The organism is Actinorugispora endophytica (assembly GCF_004363075.1).
Lineage (GTDB): Bacteria > Actinomycetota > Actinomycetes > Streptosporangiales > Streptosporangiaceae > Actinorugispora > Actinorugispora endophytica.
In genome coordinates this window covers 1-15,466 of sequence record NZ_SNYN01000027.1, presented here as the reverse complement: position 1 = coordinate 15,466, position 15,466 = coordinate 1, and the positions used below count along the sequence as shown (strand labels likewise).

The 15,466-nt window shown below is 71.7% G+C and carries 15 protein-coding genes; 6 read left to right on the top strand and 9 right to left on the bottom strand.

Translation table 11 applies throughout. From position 1 onward, the window contains the following. Window positions 1-364: 364 nt before the first annotated feature. Window positions 365-1,438 carry an EAL domain-containing protein gene (locus EV190_RS20745; protein ID WP_133743277.1) on the top strand — a complete coding sequence of 358 codons (1,074 nt, stop codon included), beginning with the start codon at window positions 365-367 and terminating at the stop codon, window positions 1,436-1,438. Between the two features lie 140 nt (window positions 1,439-1,578). Here the strand turns inward: EV190_RS20745 and EV190_RS20740 are convergent, their stop codons facing one another. Further along, window positions 1,579-2,433 (bottom strand): SGNH/GDSL hydrolase family protein, encoded by an 855-nt coding sequence (locus tag EV190_RS20740; RefSeq protein WP_133743276.1) that lies wholly within the window; start codon window positions 2,431-2,433, stop codon window positions 1,579-1,581. Between the two features lie 230 nt (window positions 2,434-2,663). Between EV190_RS20740 and EV190_RS20735 the strand changes: the two genes are divergently transcribed. The 3 genes from EV190_RS20735 to EV190_RS20725 all read left to right on the top strand — a co-directional run bounded on the left by EV190_RS20735 (window position 2,664) and on the right by EV190_RS20725 (window position 6,406). Then, window positions 2,664-3,122 carry an SseB family protein gene (locus EV190_RS20735; protein WP_133743275.1) on the top strand — a complete coding sequence of 153 codons (459 nt, stop codon included), beginning with the start codon at window positions 2,664-2,666 and terminating at the stop codon, window positions 3,120-3,122. 402 nt (window positions 3,123-3,524) lie between these two features. After that, complete coding sequence (locus tag EV190_RS20730; protein ID WP_133743274.1) at window positions 3,525-5,660, top strand: hypothetical protein; 2,136 nt, start codon at window positions 3,525-3,527, stop codon at window positions 5,658-5,660. Further along, window positions 5,660-6,406 (top strand): GNAT family N-acetyltransferase, encoded by a 747-nt coding sequence (locus EV190_RS20725; RefSeq protein WP_133743273.1) that lies wholly within the window; start codon window positions 5,660-5,662, stop codon window positions 6,404-6,406. The genes EV190_RS20730 and EV190_RS20725 overlap by 1 nt, the downstream gene beginning before the upstream one ends. 140 nt (window positions 6,407-6,546) lie before the next feature. On the opposite strand, the gene EV190_RS20720 is transcribed toward EV190_RS20725, so the two are convergent. The 8 genes from EV190_RS20720 to EV190_RS20685 are packed head-to-tail and all read right to left on the bottom strand — an operon-like array spanning window position 6,547 to window position 13,160. Next, window positions 6,547-6,909 (bottom strand): metal-sulfur cluster assembly factor, encoded by a 363-nt coding sequence (locus tag EV190_RS20720; RefSeq protein WP_133743272.1) that lies wholly within the window; start codon window positions 6,907-6,909, stop codon window positions 6,547-6,549. Then, window positions 6,906-7,385 carry a Fe-S cluster assembly sulfur transfer protein SufU gene (gene sufU / locus EV190_RS20715; protein ID WP_133743271.1) on the bottom strand — a complete coding sequence of 160 codons (480 nt, stop codon included), beginning with the start codon at window positions 7,383-7,385 and terminating at the stop codon, window positions 6,906-6,908. Before sufU ends, EV190_RS20720 begins: the two co-directional genes overlap by 4 nt. A gap of 15 nt (window positions 7,386-7,400) precedes the next feature. After that, window positions 7,401-8,678 carry a cysteine desulfurase gene (locus EV190_RS20710; protein WP_133743270.1) on the bottom strand — a complete coding sequence of 426 codons (1,278 nt, stop codon included), beginning with the start codon at window positions 8,676-8,678 and terminating at the stop codon, window positions 7,401-7,403. Window positions 8,679-8,680: 2 nt separating this feature from the next. After that, window positions 8,681-9,442, bottom strand: a complete 762-nt coding sequence (gene sufC / locus EV190_RS20705; protein ID WP_133743269.1) for a Fe-S cluster assembly ATPase SufC — start codon at window positions 9,440-9,442, stop codon at window positions 8,681-8,683. An 11-nt stretch (window positions 9,443-9,453) separates the two neighbouring features. Then, window positions 9,454-9,786 (bottom strand): non-heme iron oxygenase ferredoxin subunit, encoded by a 333-nt coding sequence (locus EV190_RS20700; RefSeq protein ID WP_133743268.1) that lies wholly within the window; start codon window positions 9,784-9,786, stop codon window positions 9,454-9,456. Then, the gene (gene sufD / locus EV190_RS20695; protein WP_133743267.1) at window positions 9,779-10,939 is read right to left on the bottom strand and encodes a Fe-S cluster assembly protein SufD; all 1,161 of its coding nucleotides are present in this window, start codon (window positions 10,937-10,939) and stop codon (window positions 9,779-9,781) included. The genes EV190_RS20700 and sufD overlap by 8 nt, the downstream gene beginning before the upstream one ends. Window positions 10,940-10,941: 2 nt before the next feature. Further along, window positions 10,942-12,354 (bottom strand): Fe-S cluster assembly protein SufB, encoded by a 1,413-nt coding sequence (gene sufB, locus EV190_RS20690; RefSeq protein WP_133743266.1) that lies wholly within the window; start codon window positions 12,352-12,354, stop codon window positions 10,942-10,944. Next, window positions 12,354-13,160 (bottom strand): helix-turn-helix transcriptional regulator, encoded by an 807-nt coding sequence (locus EV190_RS20685; RefSeq protein WP_133743313.1) that lies wholly within the window; start codon window positions 13,158-13,160, stop codon window positions 12,354-12,356. Before EV190_RS20685 ends, sufB begins: the two co-directional genes overlap by 1 nt. Window positions 13,161-13,480: 320 nt before the next feature. Here EV190_RS20685 and EV190_RS20680 point away from each other — a divergent pair, with 320 nt between their 5' ends. Next, window positions 13,481-14,413 (top strand): ABC transporter ATP-binding protein, encoded by a 933-nt coding sequence (locus EV190_RS20680; protein WP_133743265.1) that lies wholly within the window; start codon window positions 13,481-13,483, stop codon window positions 14,411-14,413. Beyond that, window positions 14,410-15,207 (top strand): ABC transporter permease, encoded by a 798-nt coding sequence (locus EV190_RS20675; protein ID WP_133743264.1) that lies wholly within the window; start codon window positions 14,410-14,412, stop codon window positions 15,205-15,207. The genes EV190_RS20680 and EV190_RS20675 overlap by 4 nt, the downstream gene beginning before the upstream one ends. Window positions 15,208-15,466 lie beyond the last annotated feature (259 nt).

The following is a 15,466-nucleotide window of genomic DNA, read 5'->3' as shown; positions in this document are numbered from 1 at the left end:
TCCTGTCGACGGCCTCGACGCCGGCGCTCCGAAAACCTCGATTTCGGAGCGCCGGCGTCGAGGCCGTCGACAGGACCCGTGTTTCGCTTATTCACCCGGAAAACCTGTCCGCACAGGTGGAAGCCCGCTTTCCGAATTTCGGGAAAGTGTTTCAACTCACTTTCCAGAATCGCGGTTCACCCTGCGAAGACAACCGTCGGTTCCCTCTCCCCATCCGAGCGTAAGGGAATACGGAGAATTCAACCCCTCTTAACCCGGACGTCTCCCTGATTCCCTAAGGAATCGCGACCATTGTGGAGTGCCTCCACAGACGGGTTTTCACAGCGACGCTCGGCCCGGCACCGAACCGGCCGAGGGCCGGCCGATGACACTGCGTCCGATCGTCGACCTGGACTCCGGGGCGGTACTGGCCGTCGAGGCCCTGCTCCCCTCCGAAGAGCAGCGCGGCGAGGACGTCTCCGCGCTGTCCGAGCGGCTGGGACGGCTCGCCCGCGAGGTCGTCTCGCGGGAGAGCCTGCTCCCGCTGGTGCTGCCGGTCCCCGCGCGGCTGCTCACCGCCGGGCGCGAACCGTTCGCCCACCTGGAGGACACTCTCCGCCGGACCGGACGGCGGCCGCGCGACATCACGCTGATGGTCGGCGCCGAACTCCGGGAACTCCCGCACCCCCACCTCCTCAGGGGGGTGGGGCACATCCGGGAGATGGGGTTCCGGTACGCGCTCGGCACCGCGCGGGTCGCACCCGACGTGCTCGTGGAGACCGCGCCGTTCCTGTTCCGCGTCGACGGCACGCTGACCTCGGGGCTGCCCGGCAACGAGCGGTTCACCGCGATCGTGGAGGGAATGGCCCGGATCGGACGCGGTGCCGGGTCCTTCCCGCTCGCGTCGGGGGTGACCTCGGTGCCCCAGCTGGCGAGCCTGCGCCGGGCCGGGGTCCGGCTCGCCCAGGGCCCGCTGTTCGCCGGGGACGACTGGGCCCCGGGCGAGCGCGTCGCCCCGGTTCCGGATCTCTCCCTCGACTCGACCTCGCCGGGCCTGGATCCGGGGCCGCGGGTCTCGGAGTTCATGCTCCCCGCGGTGACCATGACCGGTGAGGCGACCTCCGAGGAGGTCCTCGAGGCGTTCAGCAATGACTCCGCGCTGAACAGCGTGATCCTGATCGACCACCGCGAGCGACCGGTGGCGGCCGTGGACCGGGCGCGCTTCCTGCTCGCCATCACCGGGCCCTACGGGCACGCGCTGCACGCCAGACGCCCCGCTCAGCGGCTGGCGGACTCCCCGCGGACGGTGCCGCGCAGCGCCCCGGCGCTGACCGCGCTGCGCGCCGCGGGGACCGAACGCGAACGGGTCTACGACGACCTGATCGCCACCAACGAGTTCGGCCAGTGCATGGGTGTGGTCCACGTGGGCGACCTCATCCGCAGCCTGTCCCGGGAGTAGGGAACCTCCGGCGCGGGGGTGAATTCGGGCACCGGTGGTTTTGTTGACGGTCTTGGGCTTTCCGCCCGTTTCGGGGCCTTAAAGGGCGGAAAGCCCATGATCATTCCGAGCGAGGGCGGAACCCGGCGATCAGGCCCCGGTCAGCGGTCGCGGCCGGGTTCCCCGGACTCCAGCTCCGCGACCAGCTCGGTCAGTCCGGGCCGCTTGGGGAGCCTGCCGTCACCCGACGAGCGTCCCATGACCCGGCGGCCCAGCCACGGGACCAGGAACTCCACCGCCCACCTGCGGGTCTCGCGGCGGCGCAGGATGCGGGGCGGCCTCGCGTAGGGGGTGTCCCAGGGGTTCGCCCACGTCTCGCGGGGGCCGATGGGCTGGTCGAGCAGGTCGGCGATGCGCGCCGCGACGATCCGGTGGCCCGCGGCGTTGAGGTGCAGGCGGTCCACGCTCCAGGCCCGGGGGTCGTTGAGGGCGTCCATCGACCACAGGTCGACGATGTCGACGTTGTTTCGCTCGGCGATGGCGCGCAGGTGCATGCTGAACACCGCGATGCGGCCGCGGTACACGCGCAGTACCGGGATCCAGCCCGTGTCGTGGCCCGAGAGGATGACCACCCTGATCCCGGCCTCGCGCAGCCGGCGGACGCCCCCGTCGAACTGCCGGGCTATCCGGTCCAGGTCGGTGCCGGGACGCAGCACGTCGTTGCCTCCGGCGTTCACCGTCACCAGGTCGGGGGCGAACTCCAGTGCCTGCTCCAACTGCTCGCCGAAGATCCGGTCCATGCGGCGCCCGCGCACCGCGAGGTTGGCGTAGCGGAATCCCGGCACCCGCGCGCCGAGGTGCTCGGCGAGTCGGTCGGCGAACCCCAGATAGGAGCCGTCCGGGCGCGGATCGTCCAGACCCTCGGTGATGCTGTCCCCGATAGCCACGTAGGAGCGGATGGCCGTCGGGTTCTCGGGCCGCGCGCGGTGGGGGAGGTTCGTATCGAGGTCAGTCACGTCAACCAATCATGCCGCCCGAAACTGACACTGGATCGGATCGCGGCGTGGATGGCCGCCACGATCCGGCGCGCGGTGTCCTCGTCACACCGCGGGGATGTGTCAAGCCGGATCGGGAGGGTACAGCGGGCCTGACAAGCATACCGTTGCCGCCTACCGGCGGGTTTGGACGTCTTCGCCCGGCCCGACGGGGCGCGCCGCTGTCCCGCCCACGTGAGGAGTGCACGGCCATGACCACCCCGACCGGCCCCGCCGGAGCCGATTCCGTCCCGTTCCCCGTCAACCCGGTGGAGGAGGCCCTCGCGGCGGCCGTCGAGCAGTCGGTTCCCCCGCCCTCGGCCGACGTCGACGGCGACGACGACGACGAGGCGGGCATGGAGTCGGTCTCCGCGTTCATCGGCACGTTGAAGGAGGGGAGCCTGTGGGTCCCGCTCCCCGAGGGCGCGGGAACACAGGACGACGGATCCGTCGCACTGCCCACCCTGGACGTGGACGGATCGCCGTTCGTCCCGGTCTTCACCTCCCAGGAGCAGCTGAGCGTCCGCAGCAGCGACCTCCCCTTCACCGTCGTCCGGACCAGGGAGCTGGTCGACGCCCTCCCCCGCGGCGTGGGCCTGGCGGTGAACCCGGGCAACCCGGTGAGCGTCCCGATCTACCCGGAGACGGTCCTGGCCCTGGCCTCGGAGTAGCGCCCCGGGTGGGGAGCCGGGGGCCGCCGCCCCCCACGCCACCGAGGCGTGACTTCGGTCACAGCCCGGGCGAATCCGGGGCGGCACCCGCCCGGTAAATGTTCATATTCGAACAGGACATCCTGACCTGCGCCTCCACGGCCCGGTGTCCGGCTTTTTCCAGCCCGGGGCTACACAGGACGCGTCCGCACACGTACGATCTGCGAGAGGTCGGCTCCGCTGACGTCGAACCAGCGTCCGCACCCCGGACGTGCCCCCGCGGCAGCGCGACGACCGCGGCGGAAACCCCGTCCGGCGCCCGTCACACCCCGGGAAGCGTAGTGTGGAGGGCACAGCCGGACGTCCGTGCCGCTTTCCGCGCGTCCAGCGAGCCGTATGCCAGGAGGTCGAGGTCCCCAGCAGATGAACGCCGTCTCACCGATCTGCCTCACCGACCTCGCCCCCGCCCTGCGGTGGAGCAAGTCGGCCGACGTCGCCGACGTCCTTCGGCACACCCGGCTGGTGGACGGCTGGTGGCGGTCGCTTCCCCTCCCCCGGGTCCTGGACATCGCCGGACCCACGTGGTTGGCGCACTGCCTGGCCCGGCTGACCGTCGAGCAGTGGGACCACCTGGCCATCTGCGAGTTCCTGCCGACCCTGCGCGCGCTCGCGGTGGACATGGACGAGATCGCCGAACCCGTGCGCGGCGCCGTACTGGCCACCGCGGGCAACTGGGAGCAGCTGATCTCCGCCTCCCCCTCGACGATGCGCGAGTGGGGCTTCCCCGGCAACTGCGACGTCGTCGAGGTCGTCAGCATGGTGATGTGGCGGGCGGTGAACCCGTTCACCGGCGACCCCAGCGGCGGGCCCACCCCCTCCCCCGCCCTGATGATCGAGGCCGTCCGCACCATCGCGAACTGGATGCCCTCCTCCGCTCCGGACCACGTGCACAACGCGCTGGCCTACCTCACCAACGCCACCGGCGCCGAGTGCGCCGGACCCACCACGGACCCCGAGGAGACCCCGCAGAGCCCCGCCACCCGCGCCATCCGGACGCTGCGGGCCCTGCGCGCCAACCGCGACCGCGACCCCGGCGAGGAGCAGGCTCCCCCCGCGTCCCGGTCCGCCGCCCACGCCCGCGCCGAGGCCGCCGAACCGGTCCCGGCGCTGGCCCGGCGCGGCGGCAGCCCCCTCCTCGGCCCCGGCCGCACACTGCGCCGCCCGTCCTTCGGCCCGCCGAAGGCGATGCGCGGCATGGAACCGGTCGCGGTCCCGGTCCCCAGCGTGGTCACCGCACCCGCCCCCGAACTCGGCGAGCACCCGCTGATCGACCTGATCGACCAGCTCTGCCGGGGGTGGAACGACCTCGAACGGCTCATCGTCACCGAACGGCTCTTCACCTCCGAACCGACCAGCATCCGGCTTCTGGCCGACCAGCTCCAAATGGACATCGGCGAGCTGCGCGGAGCCCAGCGCACCGTGGAGGACCGCCTGCTCCAGTGGCTCGGCTCCCCGGACGGCGCGCCGATGTCCAAGCACGTGCGCGACGTGTCCGAGCAGCTGGGCAGCGCCACCACCATCGACCACCTGATCAGCGCGCATCCCGACCACCCGGTCGACGTGCCCTCTCTGGGCATCCCGCTGTGGCGCATCGTCATGACGCTGTTCACCGACCGCCGCCTCGACGACAACTGGCTGCTGACCTCCGACACCGGGCAGCTGCGCTGGCAGACCCGCCAACTCGTCGTGGGCCGGCCGAGCGTCACCGAAGCGGGCATCCGGCTGGCCACCCTCGGCATCCGCGCCCAGGCGCTGCGCGCGTGGCTGCTGAACACCCCGGGCGTGAGCATCCAGGACGGGTACGTCCTGGTGGACGAGGCCGTCCCGCTGAACGCCGCAGAGCCCGCGGGCGGCTTCGGCGGGCACACCGCCCTCACCCCCGACTCCCCCAAGTCGACCACCGCCAACGGCCTGCCCATCCGGCGCCGTCCCACCGCCTCCCAGCCCCGCCCCGAGCCCAAGGCGGGCGTGGCCTCCTCGGCCCGCTGCTTCCGGGCACCGGACGGGCGCTGGTGGCACCGGGTGGACGTCACGGGCGACCAGCTCAACGGCGCGCCGGTGACGGTTCCGCCGGGGTACGCCACCCACCTCGGGCTCCAGCCGGGGCGCCTGCTCTGCCTGACCGGGCCCGGCGCCGACCTGCTGGTCCTGGTGTGGCGGGACCAGCCCGCGTTCGACTCGCTGCGCCCGCTGCTGCGCCGCCAGGGCGCCCAAGCGGGCGACCGGGTCTTCATCACCGTCAACGGCGACCGGCTCGACGCACGGCTGCTGCCCACCGCCGCGCTCGGCGACCCGGGCCCCACCGGCAAGGCGCTGAGCCTCATCGGCTACACCGCCCACGCCGGCACCGAGGAGGCGCTGGACATCATCGCCCGCCGGATCAGCGAGAACGGCGAGGCGTTCGACGGCAGCCCGAACGAACTGCTCGAACTCCTGGCCAAACGCGGCGACGACGACATCGTCGCGGAACTGCGCAACACCCTGTACGCGGCGCACTGATGCCGGCCGGTGTCCGGCGCCGCCGCGCCCTGACCGACGCGCGGGGCGCGACGGTGTGCACCTACGCGCTCGGGGACCGCGCCGGGCTTCCGTGGGCGCGGGACCTGCGGGACGTGGTGGGCGACCCCACCGAGGCCATCCTGGCCGGCCTGTCCGGTTGGGCGGTCAGCGCTCCCGTCGATGTCGGCGAGCGGCTGCTGGCCGCGGGCGCCCGGCCGCTGCGCAAGGCGCACCGGATGGACCTGGACCCGGCCGCCGCGCCGCCGGAGCGGGGTGCCGCGCCGCCCGTCGAGGGGGTCCGGCTCGTGCCGTGCGACCGCGGCGCCGGCGCCCTCCTGCCCGCGGTGCTGGCCGCCTACCCGCCCGGGCACCCCGACCACCCCGCCGACCAGGACGAGGCGTCCAGGCTCGCCCTGACCGCCGACCTGCTCGCCGGCTCGATCCTGGGCCCGTTGTCCCGGGAGGCCAGCGGACTGGCGGTGGACGCCGGCGACCGGGTCGTGGCCGGCGTCCTGGTCTTCATGGCCGAACCGGGCCTGGCCTGGATCGGCGACGTCTTCAAGGACCCCGCCCGCGGCCCCCGCGGCGTCGGCGCGCTGCTGCTGCGCCGCGCCGCGGCCGTACTGGCCGGCCAGGGGGTCCCCGTCCTGGGCCTGGCGGTGACCGAGGGCAACCCGGCCCGCGGCCTGTACGAGAGGCTCGGCTTCACCACGGTCTCGACGTCCTGGACCGTGGCCGTCCCCTGAGTGCTCTCCCCGCCGATCGTGGCCTTTCCGGGGTCTCGGAAGCGGTTGAGCCCCCGGGAAGGCCACGATCGGCGGGAGAACGGGGAAAGGGGCGCGCTCCCGGGGTGGGAGGCGCCCCTTACGGACGTCGGTGGCGGGCCTCAGACGTTGAAGCCCAGCATCCGCAGCTGGTCGCGGCCGTCGTCGGTGATCTTGTCCGGGCCCCACGGCGGCATCCAGACCCAGTTGAGCCTGACCTCGCGGTCGAACTCCTCCAGCGCGCTGGCGACCTGGTCCTCCAGCACGTCGGTGAGCGGACACGCGGCGCTGGTCAGCGTCATGTCGACGGTGATGACGGAGCCGTCCACGTTCAGACCGTAGACCAGGCCCAGATCGACGACATTGACCCCGAGCTCGGGGTCGATGACGTCCTTCATCGCCTCGATGATCTCCTCGTTCAGCGCCTCGTCCACCTCGGCGGCCGGGGCCTTCGGGGCTTCGGCGGTCTCGTTCGCGGCGGTCATGCGGCGCCCTCCTTCTCGGTTGCCAGCGACTTGGCGGTCGCGTCCTTCCACGCCATCCAGGCGAGCAGGGCGCACTTGATACGGGCGGGGTACTGCGACACCCCGGCGAAGGCCACCGCGTCCTCCAGCACGTCCTCGTCGGGCTCGCCCTGGCCCTTGGACTGCATGAGCGCGGTGAACTCGTCCAGGACGGCCAGTCCCTCGTCGACGGTCCTGCCGATGAGCAGCTCCGTCATCACCGAGGCGCTGGCCTGGCTGATGGAGCAGCCCATGCTGTCGTAGGAGACGTCGGCGACGGTGGCCGTGCCGTCGAGGCCGCTCCCCGAAGGCGTCAGGGCCACGCGCAGCGTGACCTCGTCGCCGCAGGTCGGGTTGATGTGGTGGCTCTCGGCGTCGAACGGCTCCCGCAGCCCCTTGTGGTGCGGGTTGCGGTAGTGGTCCAGGATGATCTCCTGGTACATCGCGTCCAGCTTCATGAGCAAAAGCCCCTTCTAGCTTCGGACCACGCCGAAGAACCGCTGCGCCTCGCGGACACCCTCGACCAGCGCGTCGACGTCGGCGAAGGAGTTGTACAGGTAGAACGAGGCCCGTGTGGTGGCCACCGCGGAGAACCTCCGGTGCAGCGGCCACGCGCAGTGGTGCCCCACGCGTACGGCCACGCCCCGGTCGTCCAGGACCTGGCCGACGTCGTGCGGGTGGATGCCCTCGACGGTGAACGACACCGCTCCCCCGCGCGACTCGGCGTCGGCCGGGCCGATGATCCGCACGCCTTCGATGGAACCGACGTGCTTGAGCGCGTATTCCACGAGGGCGTGCTCGTGCGCGGCGACGTTCTCCATGCCGATGGCGTTGAGGTAGTCGCACGCCGCGGCCAGCCCCACGGCCTGGGGCGCCATGGGCACCCCGGCCTCGAAGCGCTGCGGCGGCTCGGCCCACGTGGAGTGGTCCATGTGCACCACGCCGATCATGGAGCCGCCCGAGATGAACGGCGGCATGGCCTCGAGCAGCTCGCGCCGCCCCCACAGCACGCCGATGCCGTTGGGCCCCAGCATCTTGTGGCCGGAGAAGACCAGGAAGTCCGCGTCGAGCTCGGCCACGTCCACCGGCATGTGCGGCACCGACTGGGCGCCGTCCAGCAGCACCAGCGCGCCGACCTCGCGGGCCCGGGCCGCGATCTCGCGGACCGGGTTGACGGTGCCCAGCACGTTGGACTGGTGGGTGAGAGCCACGAGCCGGGTGCGCTCGTTGACCAGGTCGCCGATGTCCGACAGGTCCAGGCGGCCCTCGTCGGTGACGCCGAACCAGCGCAGGGTCGCCCCGGTGCGCTTGCACAGCTCCTGCCACGGCACCAGGTTGGCGTGGTGCTCCATCTCGGTGACGACCACCTCGTCGCCCGGTCCCACGGCCAGGCGGGCGAACTCCTCGCCGGCGGTGGCCGCGTTGCTCATGGCGTAGGCGACGAGATTGACGGCCTCGGTGGCGTTCTTGGTGAAGACCACCTCCTCCGCGGAGGCGCCGACGAAGGCCGCGATGGTGGCGCGGGCGTTCTCGTAGGCGTCGGTGGCCTCCTCCGCGAGCTGGTGCGCCCCCCGGTGCACCGCCGCGTTGTGGCGTTCGTAGAACTCCCGCTCGGCGTCGAGGACCTGCCGGGGCTTCTGCGAGGTCGCCCCGGAGTCGAGGTACACCAGCGGGCGCTCGTCGCGGACGGTCCGGGACAGGATCGCGAAATCCGCCCGGATCGCCTCGACGTCCAGCTCGCGTCCGGTCACTGTTAAGCGCCCACCTTCACGAAACGCTCGTAGCCCTCGGACTCCAGCACGTCGGCCAGCTCCGGGCCACCGGACTCGGCGACGCGGCCGCCCGCGAAGACGTGCACGAAGTCGGGCTTCACGTAGTTGAGGATGCGGGTGTAGTGCGTGATCAGCATGACGCCGACCTCGCCGGTGGCCTTGGCCCGGTTGATTCCCTCGGAGACGACCTTGAGGGCGTCCACGTCGAGGCCGGAGTCGGTCTCGTCCAGGATGGCCACCTTGGGCTTGAGCAGCTCCAGCTGGAGGATCTCGTGGCGCTTCTTCTCGCCGCCGGAGAAGCCCTCGTTGACGCCGCGCCCGGCGAAGGACGGGTCGATGGACAGGCCGCTCATGGCGCCCTGGAGCTCCTTGGAGAAGGCGCGCAGCTTGGGGGCCTCCCCGCGCACCGCGGTGACGGCGCTGCGCAGGAAGTTGGACATGGACACGCCGGGAACCTCGACCGGGTACTGCATGGCGAGGAACAGGCCGGCGCGGGCGCGCTCGTCGACGCTCATCTCCAGCACGTTCTCGCCGTCGAGCAGGACCTCGCCGCCGGTGATCTCGTACTTGGGGTGCCCGGCGACGGCGTAGGCCAGCGTGGACTTGCCGGAGCCGTTGGGGCCCATGATGGCGTGGGTCTCACCGGAGTTGATGGTGAGGTCGACGCCCTTGAGGATCTCCTTGCGCTCCTCGGCGCCGATGAGGACGTCGGCGCGCAGACCGCGGATCTCGAACTTGGTCATGTGTTCAGCCTCTAAGAGTTCTTGGTGTCCAACGAGACGAGCACGTCGTCGCCGTCGATCTTCACAACGTACGTGGGGACCGCCTGGGTGGCCGGCGGGTTGATCGGCTTGCCCGAGCGCAGGTCGAAGCACGAGCCGTGCAGCCAGCACTCGATGGTGCCGTCCTCGACCTCGCCCTCGGACAGGTTCACCTCGGCGTGGGAGCAGATGTCGCTGATGGCGTACACCTCGCCCTCGCTGCGCACGATGGCGACAGGGGTGTCGCCGACCTCCACGCCCAGCGCGCCCTCTTCGGGGACGTCGCCGAGCGCGCAGACCTTGGTGAACGCGCCTTCACTACTCATGGAGGGCCAGCTTCTCCTCGACCTCCGTCATGATGCGCTCGCGCAGCTCGGGGATCTCGATCCGGTTGATGAGCTCGGCGAAGAATCCCCGGATCACCAGGCGGCGGGCGGCGTCGGCGGGGATGCCGCGCGACTGCAGGTAGAACAGGTGCACGTCGTCCAGGCGGCCGCTGGCGCTGGCGTGCCCGGCTCCCTCGACCTCGCCGGTGAAGATCTCCAGGTTGGGCACGGAGTCCACGCGGGTGCCGTCGGTGAGCACGAGGTTGCGGTTGTGCTCGTAGGAGTCGGTGCCCTCGGTGCCCTCGCCGATGATCACGTCGCCGATCCACACCGCGTGCGCGCCCTCGCCGCTGAGCGCGCCCTTGTACTCGACGCGGCTGCGGGTGCGCGAGACGTTGTGGTCGATCAGCGAGCGGTGCTCGTGGTGCTGGCCCTCGCCGGTGAAGTACAGGCCGAACAGCTCGGCGTCGCCGCCGGGGCCGGTGTAGGCGACCTTGGGGGACAGGCGCACGAGGTCGCCGCCCAGGGTGACCACGAAGCTGCGGAAGCGGGCGTCGCGGCCGACCCTGGTGTAGTGGTGCGACACGTGGACGGCGTCGCGCTCCCAGTCCTGGAGGCTGATGACGTCGAGCCGGGCGCCGTCCTCGACGACGAACTCGACGTTGTCGGCGTAGACGGAGTTGCCCGCGTACTCCAGGACCACGGTGGCGGCGGAGTGCCGCTCGGCCCGGACCAGGACGTGGCCGTAGGCGTCGCCCTGCTCGGTGCCGGTGATCCGGACGAACACCGGGGCTCCGGCCTCGACCTCCTTGGGCACCGTGACGACGACGGCCTCGGTGAAGGACTGGTAGGCCAGGGCGCTGACGCGGTCGGTGGGCAGGAAGGACGTGCCCAGGCGGGCGTCGTCGCGGCCCACGGTCTCGACGACGACCTCGTCGGGCGCGGTGACGTCGACCGTCACCACGCCGTCGGCGATGTCGCGGCCGTCGTGGAGTCCGCGCAGGCGGCGCAGCGGGGTGAAGCGCCACTCCTCCTCGCGCCCGTTGGGCTTGGGGAAGTCGTCCAGGTCGAACGATCCGTGGACGTCGAGTTTGGAGACAGGAAGGTCGCCGCCGTGGCTGTGTTCCTTGATTCCGAGATTGGGGGTGGCCATGATCAGCCGACCGCTCCTTCCATCTGCAGCTCGATGAGCCGGTTCAGTTCCAGCGCGTACTCCATGGGAAGCTCGCGAGCGATGGGCTCGACGAACCCGCGGACGATCATGGCCATGGCCTCGTCCTCGTTCAGACCGCGGCTCATCAGGTAGAAGAGCTGGTCCTCGCTGACCTTGGAGACGGTGGCCTCGTGCCCCATCTCCACGTCGTCCTCACGCACGTCCACGTACGGGTAGGTGTCGGACCGGCTGATGGTGTCGATCAGCAGGGCGTCGCACTTGACCGTGGACTTGGAGTGCTCGGCGCCCTCCTGGACCTGGACCAGGCCGCGGTAGGAGGCGCGGCCGCCGCCTCGGGCCACCGACTTGGAGATGATGGTGGAGGAGGTGTTGGGCGCGCAGTGCACCATCTTGGAGCCGGTGTCCTGGTGCTGGCCCTCGCCCGCGAAGGCGATGGACAGGGTCTCGCCCTTGGCGTACTCGCCCATCAGGTAGACGGCCGGGTACTTCATGGTGACCTGGGAGCCGATGTTGCCGTCGATCCACTCCATGGTCGCGCCCTCGTAGGCCACGGCGCGCTTGGTGACCAGGTTGAAGACGTTGTTCGACCAGTTCTGGATGGTGGTGTAGCGGCAGCGGGCGTTCTTCTTGACGATGATCTCCACGACCGCGGAGTGCAGCGAGTCCGACTTGTAGATCGGCGCGGTGCAGCCCTCGACGTAGTGCACGTAGGCGCCCTCGTCGACGATGATCAGCGTGCGCTCGAACTGGCCCATGTTCTCGGTGTTGATCCGGAAGTAGGCCTGGAGCGGGATCTCCACGTGCACGTTCTTGGGCACGTAGATGAAGGACCCGCCGCTCCACACGGCCGTGTTCAGCGCGGCGAACTTGTTGTCGCCGGCCGGGATGACCGTGCCGAAGTACTCCTTGAAGAGCTCGGGGTGCTCCTTCAGGGCGGTGTCGGTGTCCAGGAAGATGACGCCCTGGGCCTCCAGGTCCTCGCGGATCTGGTGGTAGACGACCTCGGACTCGTACTGCGCGGCGACACCGGCGACCAGGCGCTGCTTCTCGGCCTCGGGGATGCCCAGCCTGTCGTAGGTGTTCTTGATGTCCTCGGGCAGTTCCTCCCAGGAGGCGGCCTGCTTCTCCGTGGACCGCACGAAGTACTTGATGTTGTCGAAGTCGATGTTCGACAGGTCGGCGCCCCAGGCGGGCATCGGCTTCTTGCCGAAGAGCTTGAGCGACTTCAGGCGCAGGTCGCGCATCCACTCGGGCTCGCTCTTCTTGCCCGAGATGTCACGGACGACCTCCTCGTTGAGGCCGCGGCGCGCGGAGGCGCCGGCTGCGTCGGAGTCGGCCCAGCCGTACTCATAGGTGCCGAGCCCTTCGAGCTCGGGGTGCGCGATAGACGTCATTACGCGGATCCTCCTGGACGGGGCGTCCTGTTGTGGCGTTTGCTGCCCGTGTCCCGCTCGGGGCGGGCCTCGGGGGTCAGGGTGGTGGAGCTGATGTCCCTGGGGCTGACATGGGTGGTGCAGACGCCGTCGCCGTGGGCGATGGTCGCCAGGCGGCGCACCGGGGTGCCCAGCAGCCGCGCGAAGGCCTCGACCTCGGCGTCGCACAGCTCCGGGAACTCCGACGCCACGTGGGCGACGGGGCAGTGGTGCTGGCACAGCTGCTCGCCGCCGCCCGGCGCGGGGGCCTCCCCGGCCGAGGCCGCGTAGCCGTCGGAGGAGAGCGCCTCGGCGAGCAGCCGGACGCGCTGCTGCGGGGGCGCCGCGGCGAGGCCGGGCCGGTACCGGCGTTCGAGCTCGTCCACCTGGTGGCGGGCGAACTCGGCGACGGCCTGGGGACCGGCCTTCTCCGCGAGGAAGCGCAGCGCGCTGGAGGCGAGGTCGTCGTAGCCGTGCACGAACACGTCGCGCCCGGCCCCGGTGAGCGCGAAGACGCGGGCGGGCCTGCCCCGGCCGCGGCGTCCGACGGGGCGGGCGTCGCGGGCCTCGACCAGCCCCTCGCTCATCAGGTTGTCGAGGTGGCGGCGGATGGCCGCCGAGGTCAGCCCGAGACGCTCGCCCAGCAGGGACGCCGTGATCGGACCATGTTCGAGAATGAGCCTGGCGACCCTGGCCCGGGTGCCGGTCTCGGCCCCCAGGTCGGGGCCCGCGTGCGCGCGGGACGCGCCCGACACGGCCGTCCCGTCCACTCGCTGCTGCCCGCTCATGTTTTTCACAACACCAGTGTGGCCTAATTAAGTCCCCCGCGGCAAACTGTGACCAGTGCCATGGAGCACACAAGTTAGCCTTGCCTAACAGGGACTTCGGCGTCCGGGAGGGCCTTCCGCGCCCCGCGTCCGACCGCTCGCCAGAGACCTTCGTCCCGAATGGAGAGACTTCGGTCCCGGATCGCGAGACACTCGCTCCCCCGACGATCCCCGCGCCGGCGTTCCCCGGGAACGGACATCGGGGAACGCCGGCGCGGGGATCGCCCGCGGACCGCTCACCCCGTGCGACGCCTCCGCGCCCCCCGCCTACACTTTTCGTCATGGATACAGCCGCGGTCGAGGTCACCGGCTTGGTCAAGCGCTACGGCGACACCACCGCCGTGGCCGACCTGTCGTTCACGGCCCCCCGCGGCGCGGTGACCGCGCTGCTGGGCCCCAACGGAGCCGGGAAGACCTCCACGATCGAGGTCTGCGAGGGGTTCCGCCGAGCCGACGCGGGCCGCGTCCGGGTGCTGGGCCTGGACCCGGTGCGCGACGCCCGCGCGCTCAAGCCCAGGGTCGGCGTCATGCTGCAGTCCGGCGGGGTGCCCACCGGGGCGCGCGCCGGGGAGTGGCTGCGGCTGATGGCCGCGTTCCACGCCGACCCCGTCCCGCCCGGCCTGCTCCTGGAGCGCCTGGGCCTGACCTCGGCGGCCAGGACCCCGTTCCGCCGCCTGTCGGGGGGGCAGCAGCAGCGCCTGAGCCTGGCGGCCGCCGTCATCGGCCGCCCCGAACTGGTGTTCCTGGACGAGCCCACGGCCGGACTCGACCCCCAGGCCCGCATCGCCGCCTGGGAACTGGTCGGCGACCTGCGCTCCGCCGGGGTCGGTGTGGTCCTGACCACGCACTACATGGAGGAGGCCGAACGCCTGGCCGACCACGTGGTGATCATCGACCACGGCCGCGTGGTGGCCGACGGGCCCACCGGGGAGCTCACCCGGGGCGGGCGGGAGCTGCGCTTCCGGGCCGTCTCCGACCTGGACGTGTCCGGCCTGACCGCGGCGCTTCCGCCGGGCTGCAGTGTCGCCGGGCACCCCGGAGGGCAGTACGTTGTGACCACCGCCGACCCCGAGGGCGTTGGCCCGGGGCTGGTGGCGACCGTGACCACCTGGTGCGCGGCCAACGACGTCCTGCCCGAGGACCTGCGCGTACACCGGCGCACCCTCGAAGACGTCTTCCTCGAACTCACCGGCCGGGACCTTCGCGACTCATGACCTCATCCACTTCGCACGCCGCACCGATCGACTTCACGCCCAACCCCGGTTCCGCGCCGCTGGCGCGCCTGGTCCTGGCCCAGGCCGGGATGGAGCTGCGGGTCATGCTGCGCAACGGCGAGCAGCTGCTGCTGACCATGGTCATCCCGGTGCTGCTGCTGGTCGGCTTCAGCGTCACCTCGCTGCTGGACCTGGGCGAGGGCGCGGCCGTGGACTTCCTGGCCCCGGGCATCATCGCGCTGGCGGTGATGTCCACCGCGTTCACCGGCCAGGCCATCGGCACCGGCTTCGAGCGCCGCTACGGCGTGCTCAAACGCCTGGGCGCCACCCCCCTGTCGCGCCTGGGCCTGCTGGGCGCCAAGACCCTGGCCGTGCTGGCGGTGCAGGTCCTGCAGGTCGCGGTGATCTCCGGGGTGGCCCTGGCCCTGGGCTGGGACCCGCGGGGCGGCGTGCTCGGCTTCGCGTCGGCGGCGGCGCTGCTGGTGCTGGCCACCGCCGCGTTCAGCTCCCTGGCCCTGCTCCTGGCGGGGACCCTGCGCGCCGAGGCGACCCTGGCGGCGGCCAACCTCGTCTACGTCGTCCTGCTGGGTTTGGGCGGCGTGGTCTTCCCCGTGGACCGCTACCCCGCCGTCGTGCGGCCCGTGGTGGAGGCCCTGCCCATCACCGCCCTGGCCTCGGGCCTGCGCGCGGTGCTGACCGAGGGCGCGCTCCTCCCCCTGGCCCCGGTCCTGGTCCTCCTGGTCTGGGCCGCGGCGGGCGCGGTGCTGGCGAGCCGCTTCTTCCGCTGGGAGTAGGCCCGGAACGCCGCGTTCCCGACGCGGAACCGCTGACGAATGGATGCATCGCGCGATACGCCGATAACCGTACGCGAACCCGTCAAGCGCGTCGAGCAAGACGGCTGGTAGGGGAGCTCCGGCGCGGGGGTGAATTCGGGCACCGGTGGTCTTGTTGACGGTCGTGGGGGGTGGGCCCCGGGGGGGGGCGGGGGGGGGGGGGGGCCCCCCCCCCCCCCCCCACACCACCCCCCCCCCCCCCCCAAACCCCCGCCCCCCC